20 protein-coding genes and 1 pseudogene are annotated in these 21920 nt (G+C 40.9%); 18 read left to right on the top strand and 3 right to left on the bottom strand.

Translation table 11 applies throughout. The features are described 5' to 3' along the window. Nucleotides 1-5 precede the first annotated feature (5 nt). From ETP70_RS10295 to ETP70_RS10265, 7 genes and pseudogenes are all read left to right on the top strand, one after another. A complete protein-coding gene (locus ETP70_RS10295; protein ID WP_151901095.1) occupies nt 6-2435 on the top strand; it encodes a multiheme c-type cytochrome in 2430 nt (809 codons plus the stop codon). Then, nucleotides 2435-2869, top strand: coding sequence for a DUF302 domain-containing protein (locus ETP70_RS10290; RefSeq protein WP_151901094.1), 435 nt, complete (start codon nt 2435-2437; stop codon nt 2867-2869). The genes ETP70_RS10295 and ETP70_RS10290 overlap by 1 nt, the downstream gene beginning before the upstream one ends. Then, nucleotides 2866-3915 carry a dehypoxanthine futalosine cyclase gene (locus ETP70_RS10285; protein ID WP_151901093.1) on the top strand — a complete coding sequence of 350 codons (1050 nt, stop codon included), beginning with the start codon at nt 2866-2868 and terminating at the stop codon, nt 3913-3915. The genes ETP70_RS10290 and ETP70_RS10285 overlap by 4 nt, the downstream gene beginning before the upstream one ends. Then, the gene (locus ETP70_RS10280; protein ID WP_347400459.1) at nt 3915-5195 is read left to right on the top strand and encodes a M16 family metallopeptidase; all 1281 of its coding nucleotides are present in this window, start codon (nt 3915-3917) and stop codon (nt 5193-5195) included. The genes ETP70_RS10285 and ETP70_RS10280 overlap by 1 nt, the downstream gene beginning before the upstream one ends. 4 nt (nt 5196-5199) lie before the next feature. Further along, nucleotides 5200-7434 (top strand): AAA family ATPase, encoded by a 2235-nt coding sequence (locus tag ETP70_RS10275; protein ID WP_151901092.1) that lies wholly within the window; start codon nt 5200-5202, stop codon nt 7432-7434. Nucleotides 7435-7562: 128 nt separating this feature from the next. Continuing rightward, a pseudogene (locus ETP70_RS10270) lies at nt 7563-8485 on the top strand (glutaminase). Nucleotides 8486-8496: 11 nt separating this feature from the next. Then, on the top strand, nt 8497-9249 hold the full coding sequence (locus ETP70_RS10265; protein ID WP_230973266.1) for a TIGR01458 family HAD-type hydrolase: 753 nt from the start codon (nt 8497-8499) through the stop codon (nt 9247-9249). Here ETP70_RS10265 and ETP70_RS10260 read toward each other — a convergent pair. Beyond that, nucleotides 9239-9808, bottom strand: coding sequence for a putative periplasmic lipoprotein (locus ETP70_RS10260; protein ID WP_151901090.1), 570 nt, complete (start codon nt 9806-9808; stop codon nt 9239-9241). The genes ETP70_RS10265 and ETP70_RS10260 overlap by 11 nt on opposite strands. Nucleotides 9809-10056: 248 nt before the next feature. Here ETP70_RS10260 and ETP70_RS10255 point away from each other — a divergent pair, with 248 nt between their 5' ends. Together ETP70_RS10255 and aguB are read left to right on the top strand one after the other, a co-directional pair. After that, nucleotides 10057-10335 (top strand): peptidylprolyl isomerase, encoded by a 279-nt coding sequence (locus ETP70_RS10255; RefSeq protein ID WP_151901089.1) that lies wholly within the window; start codon nt 10057-10059, stop codon nt 10333-10335. A 3-nt stretch (nt 10336-10338) separates the two neighbouring features. Next, nucleotides 10339-11196, top strand: a complete 858-nt coding sequence (gene aguB, locus ETP70_RS10250; protein WP_151901088.1) for an N-carbamoylputrescine amidase — start codon at nt 10339-10341, stop codon at nt 11194-11196. On the opposite strand, the gene miaA is transcribed toward aguB, so the two are convergent. Both miaA and ETP70_RS10240 read right to left on the bottom strand, forming a co-directional pair. Further along, nucleotides 11177-12073, bottom strand: a complete 897-nt coding sequence (gene miaA / locus ETP70_RS10245) for a tRNA (adenosine(37)-N6)-dimethylallyltransferase MiaA (RefSeq protein ID WP_151901087.1) — start codon at nt 12071-12073, stop codon at nt 11177-11179. The genes aguB and miaA overlap by 20 nt on opposite strands. Beyond that, nucleotides 12070-12741, bottom strand: coding sequence for a hypothetical protein (locus ETP70_RS10240; RefSeq protein ID WP_151901086.1), 672 nt, complete (start codon nt 12739-12741; stop codon nt 12070-12072). Before ETP70_RS10240 ends, miaA begins: the two co-directional genes overlap by 4 nt. A gap of 102 nt (nt 12742-12843) precedes the next feature. Here ETP70_RS10240 and ETP70_RS10235 point away from each other — a divergent pair, with 102 nt between their 5' ends. The 9 genes from ETP70_RS10235 (at nt 12844) to bcp (ending at nt 21911) form a co-directional block, all read left to right on the top strand. Beyond that, on the top strand, nt 12844-15957 hold the full coding sequence (locus ETP70_RS10235; RefSeq protein WP_151901085.1) for an FIST N-terminal domain-containing protein: 3114 nt from the start codon (nt 12844-12846) through the stop codon (nt 15955-15957). A 53-nt stretch (nt 15958-16010) separates the two neighbouring features. Then, complete coding sequence (gene mqnP, locus ETP70_RS10230; RefSeq protein WP_151901084.1) at nt 16011-16871, top strand: menaquinone biosynthesis prenyltransferase MqnP; 861 nt, start codon at nt 16011-16013, stop codon at nt 16869-16871. Then, nucleotides 16868-17392 (top strand): hypothetical protein, encoded by a 525-nt coding sequence (locus ETP70_RS10225; protein WP_151901083.1) that lies wholly within the window; start codon nt 16868-16870, stop codon nt 17390-17392. The genes mqnP and ETP70_RS10225 overlap by 4 nt, the downstream gene beginning before the upstream one ends. Then, nucleotides 17389-17913: a hypothetical protein gene (locus ETP70_RS10220; protein ID WP_151901082.1), complete on the top strand. Its 525-nt coding sequence runs from the start codon at nt 17389-17391 to the stop codon at nt 17911-17913. Before ETP70_RS10225 ends, ETP70_RS10220 begins: the two co-directional genes overlap by 4 nt. A 7-nt stretch (nt 17914-17920) precedes the next feature. Then, nucleotides 17921-19087, top strand: coding sequence for an FtsW/RodA/SpoVE family cell cycle protein (locus ETP70_RS10215; protein ID WP_151901081.1), 1167 nt, complete (start codon nt 17921-17923; stop codon nt 19085-19087). 12 nt (nt 19088-19099) lie between these two features. Continuing rightward, nucleotides 19100-20122 carry an undecaprenyldiphospho-muramoylpentapeptide beta-N-acetylglucosaminyltransferase gene (gene murG, locus ETP70_RS10210; RefSeq protein ID WP_151901080.1) on the top strand — a complete coding sequence of 341 codons (1023 nt, stop codon included), beginning with the start codon at nt 19100-19102 and terminating at the stop codon, nt 20120-20122. Continuing rightward, on the top strand, nt 20119-20718 hold the full coding sequence (locus ETP70_RS10205; protein WP_151901079.1) for a DedA family protein: 600 nt from the start codon (nt 20119-20121) through the stop codon (nt 20716-20718). The genes murG and ETP70_RS10205 overlap by 4 nt, the downstream gene beginning before the upstream one ends. A gap of 3 nt (nt 20719-20721) precedes the next feature. Further along, complete coding sequence (locus ETP70_RS10200) at nt 20722-21201, top strand: DUF420 domain-containing protein (RefSeq protein WP_151901078.1); 480 nt, start codon at nt 20722-20724, stop codon at nt 21199-21201. Nucleotides 21202-21440: 239 nt separating this feature from the next. Further along, nucleotides 21441-21911 (top strand): thioredoxin-dependent thiol peroxidase, encoded by a 471-nt coding sequence (gene bcp, locus ETP70_RS10195; RefSeq protein WP_151901077.1) that lies wholly within the window; start codon nt 21441-21443, stop codon nt 21909-21911. Nucleotides 21912-21920 lie beyond the last annotated feature (9 nt).

Raw genomic sequence — 21920 nt, 5'->3', positions numbered from 1 at the left:
CAGAGATGAGAAAGATACTCTGGTTCGGTGTTTTATTTGCAACATTTTTATCTGCAGCAGTCAATTACAAACAAACAAACAACTGTTTGAAATGTCACGGAGGGATTGAGCATATACGGGCGACTGAATCCGGCATGGCAAAAGCGATTGCAAAAAAAGCAGCCAAAGCAGGGTATCCGAAAAACAGCTGTATTGTCTGTCACGGAGGCAATCCGGCAACAAAACATAAAAGCAAAGCCCATAAAGGAAGTCTGAAATACTTTTTGTCGCATGAAGGCCCCAAAGAGTTTTATCCGGCACCGGGAAGTACCTGGGTCAACAAAAATACCTGTGGAATGTGTCACAAAGAAGAAGTCGCAGCACAAATGAATTCTCTGATGATGACAGAACAGGGAAAAATCCAGGGAGCACTTTGGAGTTTTGGCGGCAAAGAGGGATATAACCATACAGTAGGCACATATCAAACAAAAAATCCGACAGATATTCATGCCAGACTTGGTACAAAAAAGTATCAGGAGTATATGCAAAAACTCTCAAAAATGGAACCGCAGGCATTTCCTGAAAAGATGACCCAACTGCCTCCCGCTCCAACAGCACAAGAGATTGAAAAAGACCCTTCTTTGGCTGTGTATACCTATTTGCGTCAAGAGTGTCTGCGTTGCCATACAGGAAGCAAAGGGCGTCAAAAAAGAGGTGATTACCGAGGTATAGGCTGTGCAGCCTGTCATATCCCCTATTCAAACGAAGGCTATTATGAGGGTGGCGACAAAAGTATATCGCATAAAGAACGGGGTCATTTGCTTGTGCATCAGATACAGTCATCACGCGAAACAAAAGTTACGGTGCATAAACAGAGTTATTCGGGCATTCCGACAGAGACATGTTCAACATGCCATAATCGCGGAAAGCGTATCGGGGTTTCATATCAGGGACTGATGGAAACTGCTTACAAGGCAACTTTTGACAAAGACGGAAACCCCCAGCCCAAACTTCATACCAAACGATACATTCATATGCAGGGAGATGTGCACTTCAAAAAGGGAATGCTGTGTCAGGATTGCCACACATCCAATGATATGCACGGAGACGGTTTTTTAAGCGGAGCCAATGCCGGTGCTGTAGAGATAGAGTGTCAGGACTGCCACGGAACAACAAAAAAATATCCCTGGGAACTGCCATTGGGTTACAGTGATGAGTTTAAGACATCTCCGCAGACAGGAGAAGCCAGAGGCGTTACAAAGACGATGGCAGAGTATCTAAAACAGGGAAGTGTCAATAAAGCGGATGAGGGTTATCTGCTTTCGGCACGGGGAAATCCTTTGATACATGCAACCAAAAAAGGCAATGAAGTTATAATGCATTTGGCAAGCGGAAAAGATGTAGTGCTCAAACCGCTCAAACTGCTTAAAAAAGAGGAAAAACTCTCAAAAGCCGGACTGCTGGCAATGGACAAGATTACAGCACACAATGACAGACTTGAGTGTTACACCTGTCATGCAACATGGGCACCACAGTGTTACGGTTGTCATGTGAAAATTGACTACAGCGGCGGAAAACAAAACCCTGATTATCTGCAGTCTTCTCATGATCATGATATACACGGACAAACAGGTATTATGCGAAAATCATTGAAAAAATATCTGGTTGACGGACAGGTTACCGAAACAAGAAGTTTTTTACGCTGGGAAGATCCGGCTCTGTCCCAAAACGGAGAAGGACGTATAAGCCCGACTGTTCCGGGATGCCAGACAACGATTACCGTTATCGGGAAAGACGGTAAGGCGCTTTTGCAAAATCACATTTTTAAAATACCAAATGTCGAAGGTGCAGGAGCTGAAGGTCAAAATGCCATTGATATGGCACCGATTCAGCCTCATACCATTCAAAAAGAACCAAGAAGCTGTGAAAGCTGTCATGCAATGAAAAAAGCACTCGGGTACGGTATAACAGGTTCGCAAACAACATTTGATCCTTCTGTGGATACTATAGTCGATATCATGAGTGCTGATGGAAAAATAATGCCGACGATTGTAGATGAACAAATTCCTGCCATACCGAATCTTCATTTTGACTACTCAAAATTTTTAGATGAAAACGGAACGCAACTGCAGACTGTCGGGCATCACTGGAAACTTTCACAGCCTCTGAGTCAGTCACAGATTGATAAAACAGACAGAGCCGGAGCCTGTGTGGCCTGTCACCAAAGTATACCGGAAGGAAATCTGGCAGTTTCCGCAATGGCACATATTGCAGAGATGGCAAATATAAATATAGACAACAAAGAACATGCCGATATTTTACATAAAGTTTTAAATTTAGCTGCATGGCTTCAGGTAATTCTGGGTGTATTTATTGGTATGCTTGCAATGTATATTTTTTATAGGCTTTTTATTAAAAAGAAGTCTATCAGTTCACGAAACAGAGGATGGAAATAATGAAATATTTTTTACTGTTGGTAACACTTTTAAATGTTACTCTTTTTGCAAATGATATCATTATAAAAGAGAGTACAAAGAGTGTTGATACAACAATACAGAAGATAAAAGACATTGTGACAAAAAAGGGTTTGCGTGTTTTTACTGTAGTTGACCATCAGGCAAATGCAAAACACATCGGGATGCAAATGCGAAGCAGTAAACTGATAATTTTTGGCAATCCTGAAACAGGCACACAACTGATGCAGCAGGATATTGTAACAGGTGTTGATTTGCCTATGAAAATTCTTGTCTACCAAGACAGAGACAAAAAGGTGAAAGTTGCCTACAGAAACGGAAGTTGGCTCAAAGAAGAACACCCGTTGCTCTCAGATAAACTGGTGCAAAAAATAGATAATGCACTTGATAAAATTACAAACAAAGCGATACAATGAGTAGACTGACAAAAGAAGAAGCACTGGATTTAATCCGCAATGCGGATTTAAAAGAGTTAGGAAAGATGGCGACGAACAGAAAAAAAGAGTTGCATCCAAAAGGAATCACGACCTTTGTCATTGACAGAAACATTAACTATACAAACATCTGTTGGGTAGACTGCAAGTTCTGTGCCTTTTACAGACATGAAAAAGATGCGGATGCCTATGTGCTGAGCTTTGACGAGATAGATGCAAAAATAGACGAACTCTTGGAAATCGGCGGGACACAGATACTTTTTCAAGGCGGTGTGCATCCAAAACTCAAAATAGAGTGGTATGAAGATTTGGTGGAACACATTCATCAAAAATACCCGACGATTACGATTCACGGATTCAGTTCCATCGAGTTGGACTTCATCGCCAAAGTTTCGCGTATCAGTATTCAGGAAGTTTTGGCACGTTTAAAAGCAAAAGGACTGGCTTCCATTCCGGGTGCGGGGGCTGAGATACTTTCAGACAAAGTGCGTGACATTATTGCACCCAAAAAGATAGACGCTGAAGTCTGGGTGGATGTTCACAGACAGGCGCATAAACTCGGTATAATGAGTACAGCGACAATGATGTACGGAACAGTTGAAAGTGATGAAGACATCATAGCACATTTGGATATGGTGCGAAATCTGCAGGATGAAACGGGAGGATTCCGTGCTTTCATTATGTGGAGTTTTCAGGGCAAAAACACGGAACTGCTGCGTCTGATTCCTGACATGGAAAAACCCTCTTCTAACAGATACTTGCGTTTGTTGGCTGTTGCCCGTCTGTATCTTGACAATGTGCCAAATATTCAAAGTTCCTGGGTTACGCAGGGTCCCTATATCGGTCAGATGGCACTCAAATTCGGGGCAAATGATTTGGGAAGCACGATGATGGAAGAAAATGTCGTCAGTTCAGCCGGTGCGGCCTACCACATGGCAAAAGAGGAGATGGTACATCTCATTAAAGACCTGGGTGAAATCCCGGCTGTAAGAAATACGGCATATGAGACTTTAGAGATATTTCAATAATGAAACTTTTTTTTATAATATTAGCAATAGGACAGATAATCATGGCAGCACAAATAGACTATATAGAAGTAAAGGGAATCAAAGTCCCGCTTATTTTTGAGCAGGATAAAAGACTTCCCCTTGTCAACACACAGATTGTGTTTACAAACAGCGGAACGATAACAGATACAAAAATACCTGGATTGGCAAAATTTTCTTCAAAACTTCTCAATGAGGGAACAAAAAAACTGGGTTCCAACGGCTTTTCTGAGGAGCTTGAGTCTCGGGCGATTCACATATCTGCAAATACAGGCAGTGAGACCTTTGTAATTGAAATGAGTTCGCTTAAAGATGAGTTTGAAAATGCCACAAAGTTTTTAAATACTTTGCTGAAAGATCCAAACTACAGTGAAGCAGCGCTTTCCAAAGTCAAGACAATGACGCTTGGTTCACTTAGCCGCAAAGAGAATGACTACGATTATGTTGCATCAAACGAACTCAAAAAGCTTCTTTTCCCAGGCACACCGCTGGCACAGCCTGCATCGGGCACTGTAGAGAGCGTAAAAAGCATAGAACTAGAGGATGTAAAAGAGTTTGTGAAGCAGCATTTGGTTGTGGCTAGAGCTATCATTGTCATCGGAGGTGATCTTGATATAAAAGAAGTCAAAGAGAATATGGCCAAAATTTTAAATACACTGCCAAAAGGCAAAAGCGAACCTCTGCCGCATTTTCAAGCGAGTGACAAGCCAAAAGAGAGTATTTTAAAAAGAGAAACAGAACAGGCATACATCTATTTCGGCTCACCGTATAATATGGCTGTAAATGATGAAGAGTATTACAAAGCCAGAGTGGCAACCTTTATACTCGGAACAGGCGGTTTTGGCAGTCGTCTGATGGAAGAGATTCGTGTCAAACGCGGACTTGCCTACTCCGCCTATGCTCGGGTACATGTAAACAAATCTGTTTCGTATATGGACGGATATCTGCAGACAAAACTTGACTCAATGGATGAGGCGAAAAAAACAGTCATAAATGTGATTTCGGAATTTGTTCACAAAGGTGTAAGCAAAGAAGAGCTTGAACAGACAAAGAAATTTCTTCTCGGCAGTGAACCGTTACGGGTAGAAACCATGAGCCAAAGACTGCAACGCACCTTTATGGACTACTACAAAGGTTTTTCTCTGAATCATTCAGAAACAGAACTCAAAAAAATTAAAAAATTAAAGCTCAAAGATTTGAATGATTTTATCAAAAAGCATACAGAGATCCTAGAGCAGAGCTTTGCGATAGTAACGAAGTAGTTTCGTGACACTCATAGGGCAAATCGACAGAATTCTTTTTGAATCCGAGGGCTTTTTCATTGCTGTTTTAAAAAGCGGTGAAAAAATCAGCGGGACCTATTTTGAAAGTGATGTCGAGAGTATTAAAGGGTCTGCAATTACCCTGGAAGGGGAGTGGGTTGAGCATAAAAAGTATGGCAAGACTTTTAAATTTGAGACACTCAAAGTCAACCAGAATGAACTCTTTTTCTTTTTAAATAAAATCATTAAAGGCTTTACAAAAAAACTCTCTGCGGATCTGATAGAACATTTCGGCGCGGAAGAACTTGTAGAAATTTTGGACAATGACATAGAAAAACTGCTGGAGTTCAAAGGCATTAAAGAAAAACGGCTCAAAAAAATCCAGGCTTCATGGAAACAGTTTCGTTCCATGCGTCGGCTGGGGGAGTTTTTAAGCCCTTATGATGTAACACCGGCACTGTTGACAACGATTGCCACCGCGATGAAAGATGTGGACGAGCCGTGCACAAAAATCAAAGAAAATCCCTACATTCTGACAAATATCAACTCCATAGGTTTCAAACGTGCGGATGAACTGGCACTGAAAATGGGCATAACACCTGAGAATGAACAGCGTATCAGTTCGGCTATGGATTATGTGCTGCTGAACTACTGTGAGGCACAGGGAAACAGCTGCATAGCAAAAGAGGTGCTTTTTGGCGGTCTGGACGAACTGCTCGGGTTTGTCAACAAAGAAAATCTGTATGAGGCGGCTTTGGTGGAGCGGGTGGCTGAACAAAGTATAGTGATTATGAAAAACGATCGGGTTTCTCCTGTACGTCTGTATGATGCAGAGAAGTTTTTGTATGATGATTTTACAACGCGAGCAAAACTTGACAGCGGCGGATTTGTCAAAGACCTTGATGCTTTTTTGTCTGAGAGTTCTCTTAAGCTCGGCGAACAGCAAAAAACTGCCGTGGAGATGATAAATAAGGGCGCTTCTTTACTTTTTTTAGTCGGGTATGCCGGAACGGGAAAAAGCACGACAAGCAAAACAATTTTAGAACTGCTTAATACCCGATATGATAAAAAAGAGATAATTACCTGTGCTTTGAGTGGCATTGCTTCCCAGCGTATTAGCGACACAACGGGTTTTGAGTCTGCAACAATTCAGTCACTGCTAGTCAAACATGAGGGAAGTGACAAATTTCCCTATTCGGTTGTATTGATTGATGAAGCCTCTATGATAAACTCTTCATTGTTTGCACGGGTGATGCACAAAATTTCTAAAAAGGCCATTGTCATTATTGTCGGAGATGATGCGCAGCTGCCGCCAATAGGTGCGGGAAATGTGCTGAGTGATGTACTGACGCTTGCGCTTGCTCCTACTGTGAAACTGACGCAGATTTACAGACAGAGTGAAGAACAGGCGATTACCCTCATCGCCAACCAAATCCGTCAGGCAGAGATTCCCGAGTATCGGCAAAAATATGAAGATTTCGAGTTTGTCGATGTCAGTATTCAAAACTATTATGCGCTGAAAAACCAACTCTCACAGGAGGAGTTAAAAAACCTCAGAGAGGACAACTCACAACAGATTATTGCGGAGATTATTCACCGGGTTGTCGAGTCTATAGAAAAAGCAAGATACCGGCTGAGCAACAAACAGATTAAAGAGTATCTGAACTATTTTCAGGTTATTACGCCTATGAAAGGCGGAATATTAGGCTCGAATAATCTCAACAAAGTTTTGCAGGAGTATTTTAATCCCAATCCGAAAAAGTGTGTCAAGCGGGGAGAACTTGAATTTCGTTTGATGGACAAGGTCGTGCATACGAAAAACGAAAATATGGTTTCTTGGAGCGGCGAGGGCTTTAAAGAGGGGGAGGAAGCAAATGAGCGGAGAATTTTTAACGGCATGAGCGGACTGCTTTTTAAAATTGATGAAGAAGAAGAGCAGGTATTTGTTTTTTACCCCAATGAAGATGTAGTGGTTCGTTATGAATATGAAGAGCTGAAATCACATTTGATGCTCTCCTATGCCCTGACGATTCATAAAGTACAGGGCATGGAGTATGATATTGTGGTGATTCCTATGAGTTTTACGCATTACATTATGCATAATACCAAGCTGATATATACCGCCATTACGCGTGCCAAGCACAAATGTATCGTCATAGGCGAGGGCGGAGCCTTTGAAAATGCCTGCAGACGGGTTGATGTAACCAGGAGAGACACGGTACTTTTGGAATTAAAATAATCTTAATTGTGTTAAAATATCTTAGAGTGACTTTTTCGGAACCCGTACTTTTAACGCTAAAGCGTAACTTAGAAAAAAACTAAATTTTTTTCTGCAGTGCGGGCTCTGTGGCTTAAAAGGATAAACCGATGGACTACCAACAAATTCTGCAAGATATTGAAATTGAAATACAGCCGCTTTTTGGAAAAGGAAAAGTGGCCGACTATATTCCTGCACTTGCAGAGGCTGATGCAAAGCAGTTTGCGATGAGCATTACCTTTTTTGACGGAAGTTCTTACCATGTGGGTGCTTCAGAGACACTTTTTTCCATACAGAGTATCTCCAAAGTTTTTACCTTTACCATGGCTTTAAAATATCTCGGTGCAGAGCTTTACAGGCGCGTAGGACGTGAACCTTCGGGAAACCCTTTTAATTCTCTTGTGCAACTCGAATATGAAAACGGGATTCCAAGAAATCCTTTTATCAATGCGGGTGCCATTGTTATAACAGACACGCTTATCACGCATTACAAAAAAGATACGCTCGCCTTTGATGCCATAGTGGATTTTATACGCTCTATTGCCGATGATACAAGTATAAGTATGGATTCAGTCGTAGCAAGTTCAGAAATGCAGCATGCCTACAGAAATCTGGCCCTGACAAACCTGATGAAGAGTTTTGGCAATATAGACAATGAAGCGATAACACTGGTGCAGACCTATTTTAATCACTGTGCCCTGGAGATGAATACAAAAATGCTTTCACGCTCTATGCTCTACCTTGCCAACCACGGCATAGACCCCATAAACAAAAAAACCTATGTAACCAAAGCGCAGGCAAAGCGGATAAATGCCGTGATGCTGACCTGTGGACATTATGATGCGTCGGGGGATTTTGCTTTTAAAGTGGGTGTTCCCGGAAAAAGCGGTGTAGGTGGGGGAATTGTAGCCGTCATTCCTCAAAAAATGGGAATCTGTGTCTGGTCACCTGCACTGAATGAACAGGGAAACTCACTCATAGGTACAAGGCACTGGAGCTTTTTACGACAAAAACGGGGCTTTCGATTTTTTAAAGGAGGAGAGAATGATGTTTGATGAATCTGTAAAGGCGGTGTTGTGTGACATCGGCGGTGTGTTGTATGTAGGCGAGGAGCCTGTAGAGAGTGCTGTTGCGGCAATAAGAGAGATAAAAAAGCACTACCCCATACGTTTTTTGACAAATACCACCCAAAAAACCTCTGCACAGGTTGTCAAAAAACTGCAAAAAATGGGCTTTGACATTGAGAGTGAGGAAATTATTACGGCGCTTGACGTGACAAAAATGTTTTTAGCAAAAGAGAAAAGTTCTGCGGAGTTTTTACTGACGGATGATGCGCTCTCTTTTTTTAACGAGCTGAAATATTATGACAAAAAGTATGTCGTTGTCGGAGATGCCCAAGAAAATTTCAATTACAAAAATCTCAACCGTGCATTCAGAAAGCTGATGGAGGGGGCTTCGCTGCTTGCCATTGCAAAAAACAGGTACTTTAAAGATGCGGACAACGAACTGAGTATGGATGCCGGCTGTTTTGTGAGTGCCTTGGAGTATGCCAGCGGACAGAGTGCTTCGCTTATAGGCAAACCAAGCAAAGAGTTTTACCATTTGGCCTGTGCGAGTTTACATGTAAAGCCAGAGAAGTGCGTCATGATAGGCGATGATATAGAGAGTGATATAAAAGGAGCACAAGACGCCGGTATAAAAGCGGCTCTTGTCAAAACAGGCAAGTTTTCAAAAAAAGATTTGTCTTTGGGTATCAAGCCTGATTATCTTTTTGATTCAGTTGCTTCTATTTTGTAGCGTTGTCTACACTGTCCATAACTTTGTTGATAACAGGGGCGATGTAAGACATAGCAGACTTATCTTCAACCGCTTTTTTCAACTGCTCGGTTGTAGAGATTGTTTTGATGTCGGTAATTTTTTTGTTTAAAAGCGTCACAACAACTATTTTTGTTGTATCAATCCCTTTTCTGTACGGGGCGGCAACTTTTTTGTCATCCAAGAGCAAAACAACATGTTTGAAGTCTTTGAGACCCGGAAGGATAAAAAGGCTTCTGATAATGGAAGGTGCCGCACTCACATCGGCTACAAACTGCACATGATGCTCTTGCAGGTAGTTCGGTTTTTGTGTGTTAAAAAAGTCGTTACATGTATGTGCAGGCTCTTTGTCAAAAGCAAAAATCACTTTGTATGTGTCTGCATTGAGTGTATGCGGCTTTTCAAACTGGTCTTTGAGTTTTAGATCTGCCAGACTTTTTGAGACAACGAGTTTTGGTTCTACATTTTTGTTTTCATCACTTTTTGAGCTGCAGCCCAGCAGTAAAAAAGTTGCCAAAAGTCCAATAATTATATTTTTCATATATCTTCTCCGTATTTTTTCAGTATTATAGGTAAAAGTAGTTAATACAAAAGTCCTAAAGTGTAACTATAAGTAAAAATAGAGTAAAATTTTATAAACAAAATGTGGAATAAAGTCGTACTGGTGCGACGGGCTTCCTGCCGAAGGAAACCTAGTGTTAACGTAGAGAATGAAATTACTTTCATGCTCGTGATAAAACCAATAGACGGTTTCCTTCATTTTGTAAAACAAAATTAAGGAATTAAAAGATGGCATGGGCAACAGCAAGACATATACTTGTAGAGAGTGAAGAAAAGTGTAATGAATTGAAAAACGAAATACAAAACGGAGCGGATTTTGCGGAGGTGGCAAAAGCAAATTCCACATGTCCTTCTTCGGCAAACGGCGGAGATTTGGGGAAATTCGGACCGGGACAAATGGTTCCTGAATTTGATGAGGCTGTATTTAGCGGGGATGTCGGTGTTGTGTACGGACCGATTCAAACACAGTTTGGCTATCATCTTTTAGAAGTAACAGGCAGAGGATAGGTTATGAATAAACCGGTAAAAGCAGCTGCAATTCAGATGAGTATGAGCGAAGACAAAAACGCCAATGTTTTAAAAGCTGGGCAGTTTGTCCGTGAAGCTGCTGCAAACGGAGCAAATATCATACTTTTACCGGAACTTTTTGAAGGGCTCTATTTTTGCAAAGATATGGACGAAAAATACTTTGCATGGGCACAGCCTTTGAAAAATAACGCACTGATACAACATTTTGCGGCTTTGGCAAAAGAGTTACATGTAGTTGTCTTAGTGAGTTATTTTGAAAAAGCGGATGAAGGGTACTTTAATTCACTTGTCGTTGTCAATGCGGACGGAGCGGTGCTGGACAACTATCGTAAAACGCACATTCCTGACGGTCCGGGGTATGAAGAGAAATTTTACTTCAAACCGGGAAATACCGGCTTTAAGGTTTATGAAACGGCGTACGGAAAAATCGGGGTAGGCATCTGCTGGGACCAATGGTTCTGTGAAACGGCACGGGCATTGACTTTGATGGGTGCAGAGATTCTGTTTTATCCGACGGCTATAGGGAGTGAACCGGAGATTCATTTGGATTCAAAAGAGCACTGGCAACGGGTACAGATGGGACATGCCGCGACAAATACGGTACCGGTGGTTGTTGCAAACCGTACAGGAGAAGAAAAAGGGGAGAGCTGCAGGCTTACTTTTTACGGTTCTTCTTTTATTACAGACTATACAGGGGCAAAAATTGCAGAGGCTTCCCGTTGGAGAGAAGAGGTTATTTACGCTGAATTTGACCTGGCTGAGAATGCCAAACAAAGAGAATATTGGGGGCTGCTAAGAGACAGACGTCCTGAGATGTATGCTAAAATCTGCTCAAAATAAGTTCTTCCAAATCTTCAAGCTTTGCATTTGTGACATTCTTAAACTGCGTGCGGTTAAAAGTCTGTTGTCTTTTTGCAAGCTGTGCGGTGTGTGTAGAGATAAGAGAGAGCATTTCATCTTGTTTTATTTTGCCGTCTAAAAAATCAAGCACTTCCATTATGCCGATGGCGCCCATGGCATGGGGTGTTCTTGTATATTTTTGTTCCAAAAAACAAACCTCGTCAATCAGTCCTTTTTCATACATTTTCTGTGTTCTTTTTTGGATGCGTTGGCGCAAAACATCTCTTTGGACGTCAATATTGTAAATATCTATGTCCTCGATAATGGGCTTTGGCGGATTTTGTCGGAACCATTCACTCGCAGAGATACCCGATGCTTCATAAATCAGGAGCGCTTTTTCTATACGGTATCTGTCACTGGAGGCGATTTTTTGCATATATTCTGGATCTGTTTGTACCAAAAATGCATAACAGGCATCCAGATTTTGCAGTTTCTTCGTTACATGTAAACTGTGTTCCTGTGTAATATCGGGAAGTGTCGAGAGCCCTTCAAGCAAAGATTTGAGGTAAAAAGAGGTGCCGCCGACGATGACGAGATTTTTGTTTTCTTCTTTACATGTAAGGCGTACTTTTTTATACAAATCTATAAAAATATCAACACTGAAATGTTCATTGACAAAAAGTTCATTGATACCGTAATGTTTGATTTGTGTGAGTTCTTCAGAAGAAGGCTTTGCCGAGACGATGTCAATTTCTTTATAGATGCTCAGTGAATCTATGGAGAGAATGCAGGCATTTGTCTGTTGTGCAACGCTGATGGCCAAGTCACTTTTTCCCGAGGCCGTTGGTCCTATAATGGCAATCTGTTTGAAACTCATTTGTCTTGATCGATTATTTGCGCGTCTTGCGTTGTTTCATCACTGAGCAGTTTAGGTTCATCTGCAGGTGAAATATTGCCGCTGAGTGCTTTTATAAGCTCACTCTCCTGTTCTTTTCCCAGCTTGCCGCTGGCGACAGTGTCGATAATTTTTTCGGCTATACGCATTTTTGTCATGTTTTCCTGCTGATGAAAATATTTGTCCAGGTTGTCCTGGTAGGCTCTGAGTTTATCATCGTGTCTGCGCTTGAAATAGAGGTAGATAAAATAAGTAGCAATAAGCAGTACAAAAAAGAGTATCAACAGGAGGTAGCGTTTTAATTCCATAGCATCCTGACGCTCCAAATCACGCAGTTTTGCCTCAAAAGCCTCTTTCTCTTTTGCCTGGGCCAAAAGCATTTTTTCTTTCTGTGCTGCTGCTTCAAGTTTTATTTTTTCGAGCAGTTGTGCTTTTTCCATTTTCGCCAGAGTAGTCTGTGCATTTATCTTTGCCAGCTCCTGCTCTTTTTGTGCATCAATTTGTTTGAGTTGTATCTCTTTTGTGTCGGCAACTTTTTCTTCAAAAGCTTTTTTTTGTGCAAGCTGTTTTGCTGCAAGCTCCTCTTTGGATTCAGTGAAATTGCAGGCACTGAAAAAGAGGAGCAGAAAAAGAAAAATAGTAAATTTCATAATTGAATAAACCTTATTGTTTTGTTGATTTGAAGAGTAATTATACCAAACTTAATAACTTTGTAAAGCCTTATGGTGTAAACTCAAACAAAAAGATTTATTATGAAACAGTACAATCATATATATACAGATTTGGATGCTTTTCACAGCTTTTTGCAAGAGGCAGCCATTGATGTAAATCAAAAAAATATTTTAATTCAACTGTTCAGCTCTTTGGAATCAAAAGAGGCACTGCAAAAAACCGCTGCAGAGATATATGCGACTTTTACAGATGCCCTGCTCATCGGTGCTTCTGCGGCAGGAGAAATTGCAAACGGAGAGATGCTCGACAGCAGTACGGTTGTCAGCATAACACTTTTTGAAAAAACAACGCTGCATGCATATTATGAAAGAGGAGAGGACTCTTATAGACTCGGGCACACTTTGTCAAAAAAGATTTTTGGCAAAGATACAAAATGTGTCATTACCTTTTTGGACGGTCTGCAGCATAACGGAGAGGAGTACCTTGAAGGGCTTGCCTCCTGTAATTTCAATCATGCGGTCATTGCCGGAGGGATGGCTGCAGATATGCTTCATTTTCAACAGACCTATACAGTTTTTGAAGACAAAGTGTTTGACGGTGGTGCGGTATGTGTTACCCTGCAAGGGGAGGCACTGGAAGTGTTTCAGGATTATAACCTGGGTTGGAGAGCTGTCGGCCCGACTTTTATGATTACAAAATCCGAAGGTGCAAGAGTATATGAAATCGATCACCGTCCTATCAAAGATGTGTATGCCGAAGTGCTTGGTGATTTCGCCGTGGACAATATGCCGGCTTCAACGATAGAATTTCCGCTCATCTGCCAGGAAAAAGATATGCCTGTCGCAAGATCCATGCTCAGTATGTTTGATGACGGAAGTTTATTGTACGGCGGTAATTTGGCGGAGGGAGAAGAGGTGCGTTTTGGTATAGGCAGCAGAACTCTTGTGAACCAGTATACTCTCAAAGAAGGCATAACGGATACAGACTCTTTGCAGGCCTGCTTTATATACTCCTGTATTGCAAGAAAACAGTTTTTGGACAAAGAGCTGGAGAAAATATTTCGATTGCTTGAAAATATTGCACCCACCAGCGGTTTTTTTACCTTTGGAGAGTTTTTCTTAAATGAAAAAAAAGCAAGACTGCTCAATATCACGACAACAATTTTATTTTTGCGTGAAAAAGGGACCCAAACACGCAAGCATACGCTCAATGAAAAAAGAAAACTGAAAAACAGTTCCAAAACAGACAGTGCCCTTTTTAATCTGATTGACTATGTGACAACCGAGTTGAAGGAAAAAGAGAAGCACTTTAAAGCGTCAAAGTTTAAACTTGACGAGTTTTTAAAAGCACTTGACAGTGTTGTTATTATTTCAAGAACAGACACTTTGGGAAACATTACCTATGTGAATGAACGTTTTGAAGAGGTGAGCGGGTATAAAAAAGAAGAACTTATCGGTCAGGCGCACAGTATTGTCCGTGATCCGGATGTGCCTGACGAGGTCTTTGCCGAGATGTGGAGAGAAATAAAAAAAGGAAATATCTGGCAGGGAGAGTTTGCCAACAGAGCAAAAGACGGCAGCAGTTACTATGTCAAAAGCTCTATTATTCCCATTCATGATGAAAATAATGAGATTATAGAATATATGGCAATTCGTGAAGATGTAACCTCTTTGGTGGAGAGTAGAAAAAAGGCTGAAGCAGCCGAAACAGCACAGGCAATGTTTTTGGCAAATATGAGTCATGAAATCAGAACTCCGATGAACGGAATTTTGGGTTTTACGGAGTTGCTGAGTAAAACACGGCTGGATGCGACACAGGAAAAATATCTCAATGTTATCAGCTCTTCGACAAAAACGCTGCTCAATATTGTCAATGATATTTTAGACTCTTCAAAAATAACCAACAATAAAATCTCACTTGAAAAGGTGCCGTTGAATCCTTTTGTGGAATTTGCAACAACCTATGAACTGCTCAAATCAGTAGCAGACGAAAAAGGCCTGCACTATACACTTGAAATTGACAATGCTATCTCTGTATGTTTGTACAGTGATGCTACCCGTCTGCGACAGGTCATGATAAATCTACTCTCAAATGCCATTAAATTTACTCCCGAATGCGGTACTGTGAAGTTGAGTATATCTTTGGTCAGGGAAACTGCGACACAGCAAAGACTCCATTTTAGTATCAAAGACAGTGGCATTGGCATTGCACAGGACAAACTCGAAGAGATATTCAAGCCTTTTGCCCAGGCGGAGACATCGATAACGAGAAGATTCGGAGGAACAGGACTCGGTTTGAGCATCAGTGCTGATCTGCTTCATGTATTTGGCAGTGAACTGCGGGTAGAGTCTGTTGAAGACAAAGGCAGTGAATTTTTCTTTTATCTGGATTTTGATCTGTGTGATGCGGATGAAGAAACGCTCCAAGAAGACAATATATATGGAGAGTGTCAGCAAGAGGGGGTATGTGACAAGCTCTCTTTACATGTACTTGTCGCAGAAGATTATGAAATAAACAGAATGCTGATAGAGTCAATTTTCAGGAAGTATACAAATATAACCCTCGAATTTGCACATAACGGGAAAGAGGCCGTGGATAAAGTGGCACAAAACGAGTATGATCTGGTTTTTATGGATATAAATATGCCGGTGATGAATGGTCTTGAAGCGACAAAACTTATACGCAAAGAACTGCAGTCTGATGTTGCCATTGTGGCACTGACGGCAAATGCCATCAAAGGAGACCGGGAAAAATTTCTTGCCTGCGGTATGAATGAGTATCTGAGCAAGCCGATAGACAGTGAGGAACTGGAAACGATTTTGTCAAAATACTCAAGACAACACAGAGATGTCATACAAATAGATATAGAAAAAATCTTACTGCAGGTAAATAAAAAAGTAGGTGTCAGCAAAGAGGTCGGATTAAAACTTTTGAGGTTGTTTTTAGAGAGTCTGCATGAGCTTGTACCTCTTCTTGAAGATGCCTTTGTTCGCGAAGACAACAAAAAAATATATGAGACGGCACACAAAATAAAAGGTGCGGCAGGGGCACTTTTTCTTGAGGAACTCTACACCCTCATGCAAGAGACAGAAAAGAGTGCCTTGGAAGAAAATGCTTTGCAACACAAAAACAAAACAGAAGTGCTTTATGAATATATTGAAGCATTTGAAACAGGAGTTGCACAATATCATTAAAATTTAAATCACATTTAGATAGAATATAAAAAAGAGTGAAGATGAGGTTTGATTTGCAGCGGATACTACAAAAAGCAAAAGATTTTAATGAACTTGTGATGTTTGAACATTCCGTCTTTTCCCTGCCATTCATTTTTATAGCGATGATAGTGGCAGCGGATGGTTGGTTCGGTTTATGGCTTTTGGTTCTTGGTGTTTTGGCGGCACTCAGTGCTAGAAATTTTGCAATGGGTGTAAACCGTTATGCCGATCGTGATATTGATGCAAAAAACCCAAGAACAAGCAGCCGTCCGAATGTAGACGGCAGACTTGACAGGGGAAGCATACTTATATTTGTCATTGTAAATGCGCTTATTTTTATTGCCGTAGCCTATATGATAAATTCTCTTGCCTTTGCTCTGAGTATTCCTATTTTATTTGTTCTGGCTGCATACTCTTATTTTAAGCGTTTTTCGTCTTTGGCACATGTGGTTTTGGGTATAGCACTTGGACTGGCCCCGATTGCCGGAGTGGTTGCGGTCAATGCGGCTATACCTTTATGGTCTGTCCTGCTTTCTCTGGGTGTCATTTTTTGGGTGGCAGGATTTGACCTGCTCTATTCTTTACAGGATATAGATTTTGACAAAGACAATGATCTTTACTCTATACCGTCGCGTTACGGAGCAGATGCCACACTCTTTATCTCTGCTCTTTTTCATGCCTTGGCCGTTTTGTTCTGGCTGCTTTTTGTATGGGCGGCAGATCTTGGCATGTTTGCGTACGCAGCGGCTTTGGGCAGTGGTTTTGTACTTTATTATGAGCAAATGCTTGTACGAAAAGATTTTACAAAAATAGACCGTGCTTTTTTTACCGTCAACGGCTATCTGGGCATTGCCTTTTTAATTTTAATTATTATTGACAGGACACTCTCATGAATAAACCCCGTTTAGTTCCCGCACCGATTGCTATAGTTTTTTCAGAAGCCGATTTAAACAAAGACGCATATGAAAGAGAGTATCAGCAACTCAGTGAAAGTGATGATGATCCGATTTCACAGTGGCTCAAGCTTGCAAAAGCCCGAGGTGAAACAGCAGAAAGCGATCCTGTTTTGCTGAACCTTATGGTGGAACTTCACCGAAAAATAGACGCTTTGGAGATGTTTTTAAAAAATGAAACACCAAAAAGGCTCTCTTTGACAAATGAAGCGCATATTCGTGCTATCGGATTTGAACATTTTGAACTCGAAGAACCTATGCTGCAAGAAGGAAAAGAGTATTATGGACGCATTAGTATGCCGGTACATCCCAAACGTGATATCGGTGTGTTTTTTAAGGCACTTTCTCCAAATTTGGCACAGATTGTCAGAATGCATGAGCGTGATGAAAAAGAGTGGGCTGCTTACCTGACTGCACGTGAACGTATATTAATCCGTGAATCCAAAGAGAAAAAACAGTGAATTTGGATCAATTCAGTTTCAATATAGAATATCTTATTGTCATACTCGGTGCGATTATTCTCTATCTGCTCTATTATGTCTATACAAAAGATGCCGAGTATTCAAAAAACATTCGCTCAGTTGCTTCTGTGGTTGAAGATTTAAACAGAGAGTTTTATTATCTGAAAAAAAAACTTGACCAGACACAAAGCAGTATAAAAGACAATTCACAAAGAATGACTGATGAGGAGATTTATCAGGAAATAGAACGCAGTGTATATGATATGGTGCATCCGCTCTCTTTGGCGATAAAGCAGCTGCAAAACAATATCAATATCATTGAACATGAAATACAAAACAAAATACTGCAGCTTGAAAGCGGTGTCAAGCAGATCTCTATTCCTGCATCTATTCACGGGAATGATGATGAAAAAATCATATCGCTGTTTAAACAGGGTGTTCCCATAGAAACGATTTCCAAAGAACTGCATCTCTCCAAACCCGAAGTGGAATTTGTTTTAAAAATAAACAAGATAAAGTAGAGCAAGCGTGAACGCAGACAGAAAGCTTTTTACCCTCGTGTCACTTTTGATTGGTATCAGTATAGTACTTTCGTATACGCTGACGCCGTATACTACACTCTTGTTTGGCGTGAATGAATTTCATTTTGCCATAAGACAGACTGTTTTTGGGCTCATGAGTCTGATCATAATTTTTATGCTTTCACAGCTTGATCCGGACAGATGGCTCAAACCCATAGGTTTCACTCTCTTTTTTGGTTCTCTGATTTTAATGATAGCCATGCCTTTTTTGCCTGAAAGTATTGTTTCTGAAGTCGGCGGAGCAAAACGATGGATTAAAATAGCCGGCTTTTCGCTTGCTCCTGTTGAGTTTTTCAAAGTGGGCTTTATCTATTTTCTGGCCTGGAGCTTCTCTCGAAAACTCGGGCATCATGACGGTATGGGACTGAGTGGCGAGTTTAAAAGATTTATGCCCTATGCTGTTATTTTCTTAGGGGCAATGTTTATTATAGCCTTTTTGCAAAAAGATTTGGGTCAGGTTGTTGTTCTCGGAGCTACTTTGCTTTTTATGCTGATTTTTGCAGGGAGCAGTTTTCGGTTTTTCTTTTCTATCCTGGGTGTGATTTTTGGAGCAGTTATCCTCTTTATTGTAACGGCACAGCACAGAATACTCAGGATCAAATCATGGTGGGCTTTGGCACAAAACTCTGTGCTTGATCTTTTGCCTGATGCGATTGCCGATAAACTTCGGGTGCCTGTTGAAGTTGAACCATATCAGATAGGGCACTCTCTCAATGCTATACACAATGGCGGTCTTTTTGGTACAGGCCTTGCAAACGGAACATTTAAACTCGGTTTTTTAAGCGAGGTACATACAGACTTTGTTTTGGCAGGACTTGCGGAAGAGTTTGGATTTTTTGGTGTTTTATGTGTTGTTTTCATCTTTTTGTGGATGATTCAGCGTATATTTAAAATAGCCAACAGAACCAAAGATACAAGTATATATCTCTTTAGTATCGGCATCGGACTGATCCTCTCCTTTTCTTTCTTGGTAAATGCCTATGGAATAAGCGGTATAACACCTATTAAAGGGATTTCTGTTCCTTTTCTCTCTTATGGCGGTTCGGCAATGCTTGGTGCTGCTTTTGGTGTTGGTATGGTGTTGATGGCATCGAAAAAAGCAAAAATGAATTAAGGAAAAGCGGGTATGAAACTATGTATTACAGGCGGCGGAACAGGCGGGCATTTGATGATTGCCGAAGCTTTGTCAGAGGCTGCTGTAGCTGATGGATATGAGGTGATTTTTGTCGGTTCGACCTCGGGACAGGACAGAAAATATTTTCAAAAATACAGTAATTTTTCAAATGTCTATTTTTTAGAAACAACGGGTGTTGTGAACAAAAAGGGTATTGCAAAGATAAACGCACTCTATAAGGTTTTTCAAGCCTTCTTGGAGGCAAGAAAGATTCTGAAAAAACATAAAATACAAGCAGTTTACAGTGTTGGCGGATTTTCTGCGGCACCGGCATCTTTTGCTTCTTTGAGCCTTTTTATACCGCTTTTTATTCATGAGCAAAATTCGGTTGAGGGCAGACTCAACAGGCTTTTAAAAAAATATGCCAAAAGTTTCATTTCTGCTTATGACAAAAATTCTCCTGTAAAGGGGTATCCTGTCAAAGAGTTTTTTTATAAAAATGCCAGGTGCAGAGACAAACTGAAAACCATTATATTTTTAGGCGGTTCTCATGGGGCAAAGGCAATTAATGATTTGGCTTTACATGTAGCCTATAAGTTGCAAAAGATGGATATTGCCATCATACACCAGGCCGGAGAGGCTGATTATGAAAGGGTCAGGCAGGAGTATGACAGACTTGGTGTTTCAGTTGAGCTTTATGGATTTACAAAAAAACTGCCGGAGTTGATTACACGTGCCGATTTGGCTGTTTCGCGTGCAGGCGCTTCAACACTTTGGGAACTCACAGCAAACGGGTGTCCTGCGTTTTTTGTTCCCTATCCGCATGCTGCAGGTGATCATCAGTATTATAATGCGCAGTTTCTTGTCAAAGACAATGTGGCATGGTGCGAACGTGAAGGGAAAAATTTGAAACCAAAACTAATCAAGGTACTTAAAAATCCGCAACTCAAAAAAAAGAGTGAAAAGCTTCTGCACTACACAAACGGGAATGTCGCACAGCAGATGATTCAAGATGTACAAAAGAAGATGAAATGATACAGGAACTGGCGCAGGATTTGGTAGATTTGATATTTGACTGGGGATATCCCGGTATTTTTATTATGATGGCGATTGAATCTTCTTTTATTCCTTTTCCGAGTGAAATTGTTTTGGTTCCTGCCGGATATCTGGCAGCAAAAGGAGATATGAGCATAGCTTACATTATGGGAAGTGCTTTGGGCGGTTCTTTGGTTGGAGCTTTTGTGAATTACTATCTGGCACTGACACTGGGACGGAAATTTCTTTTGAAATTCGGGAAATATTTTTTTATTTTTCCAGAGACACTTGATAAAATGGAAAATTATTTTCAAAGCCACGGGCATATCTCTACTTTTACAGGCAGGCTTATTCCGGGAATTCGACAGCTTATTTCGATTCCGGCAGGACTTGCCCGCATGAATATCGTTGAGTTTTCTTTTTTTACCACGCTGGGAGCCGGAATCTGGGCGCTGATTTTGACACTTTTGGGCTATTTTATAGGAGAAAATGAGACGCTTATACAAGAATACTTAAAAGAGATAACTATAATAGTTTTTGTTTTGTTGGTAATATTAGTCTGGATATACTACACTTATCAAAAAAGAAAGGCATAAGATATGGATTATATGTTTACGCAGGGGTTTTTGGGAACAAGAGCCCCTTTGTTTATGGATGTTGTGACACTTATTGTAGCAGTTTTGCCATTATTGGTATATGGAGCAATATCTTTGGCAAGAAAAAAGCTTTACAGGGCGCACGGAATTATTCAAAATACCATTTTTGCAGTATCGGTCATTGTTGTCGGATACTTTGAATACGGTGTCCGTATGGGCGGAGGATTTGATGCTTTTATGGAAGGAAGCGGTGTTTCACATACTTACGCTTCTCTTGTACTGGGCTTACATGTAATCATAGCCGTACTTACATTGGTATACTGGAGTCGTACAATAGCAAAAGCAAATTATCAGGCTATAAAAGGAGTGCTTCCTGGGTTAAAGTCCAATGAGCATAAATTATTGGCTTTGAAAACTTTTTTGGGTATAGTTTTTACTTCATTTAGCGGTATTTGGGTATATTTGCTGTTGTTTGTTTACTAGCAATAGCGCTTTTAAAGCAATTAGCCGGCACTGCAGAAAAAAATTTAGTTTTTTTCTAAGTTACGCTTTAGCGTTAAAAGTACCGGTTCCGAAGTACATATTGATATTTTTTCGGAATTAGTACGTCAGTGCGGACTTGAGAGTGGCTTCGAAGGCGGTTTACTGGAACCCGTACTTTAGTGCGGGCTGAGAGTGGCTTTGAAGTTTGCATGTTAAATTTATTTTTAGGAGGAAAGAAAATGATAGAAGTTGGAGAGAAGGCACCGGATTTTTGCCTGCCGAATCAGGATGATGTTGAGATGTGTCTGCGGGATTTAAAAGGAAAATGGATAGTGTTGTATTTTTACCCGAGAGACAATACCCCGGGATGTACAACAGAAGCCTGTGAGTTTACGGAGGCTGCTCCGGATTTTTCATCATTGGATGCGGTGATTCTTGGGGTGAGTGCAGACAGTACGAAAAAGCACAGGAACTTCATAGAAAAACACAATTTAGGCATTACGCTTTTGAGTGATGAAAGTACCGAGATGATGCAGAAGTACGGTGTGTGGCAGTTGAAGAAAAACTATGGCAAAGAGTATATGGGCATTGTCCGTTCCACATTCATTATAGACCCTGAGGGCATTGTGCGTGCGAAATGGGAAAAAGTGCGTGTCAAAGGACATGTAGAAGCTGTCAAAGAAAAACTCAAAGAACTGCAGCAGTCATAAAACCGGAAG

The organism is Sulfurimonas hydrogeniphila (assembly GCF_009068765.1).
Classification (GTDB): Bacteria; Campylobacterota; Campylobacteria; order Campylobacterales; family Sulfurimonadaceae; genus Sulfurimonas; species Sulfurimonas hydrogeniphila.
The sequence above is the reverse complement of the archived record's forward strand: the minus strand, read 5'-3'. Positions and strand labels throughout refer to the sequence as shown.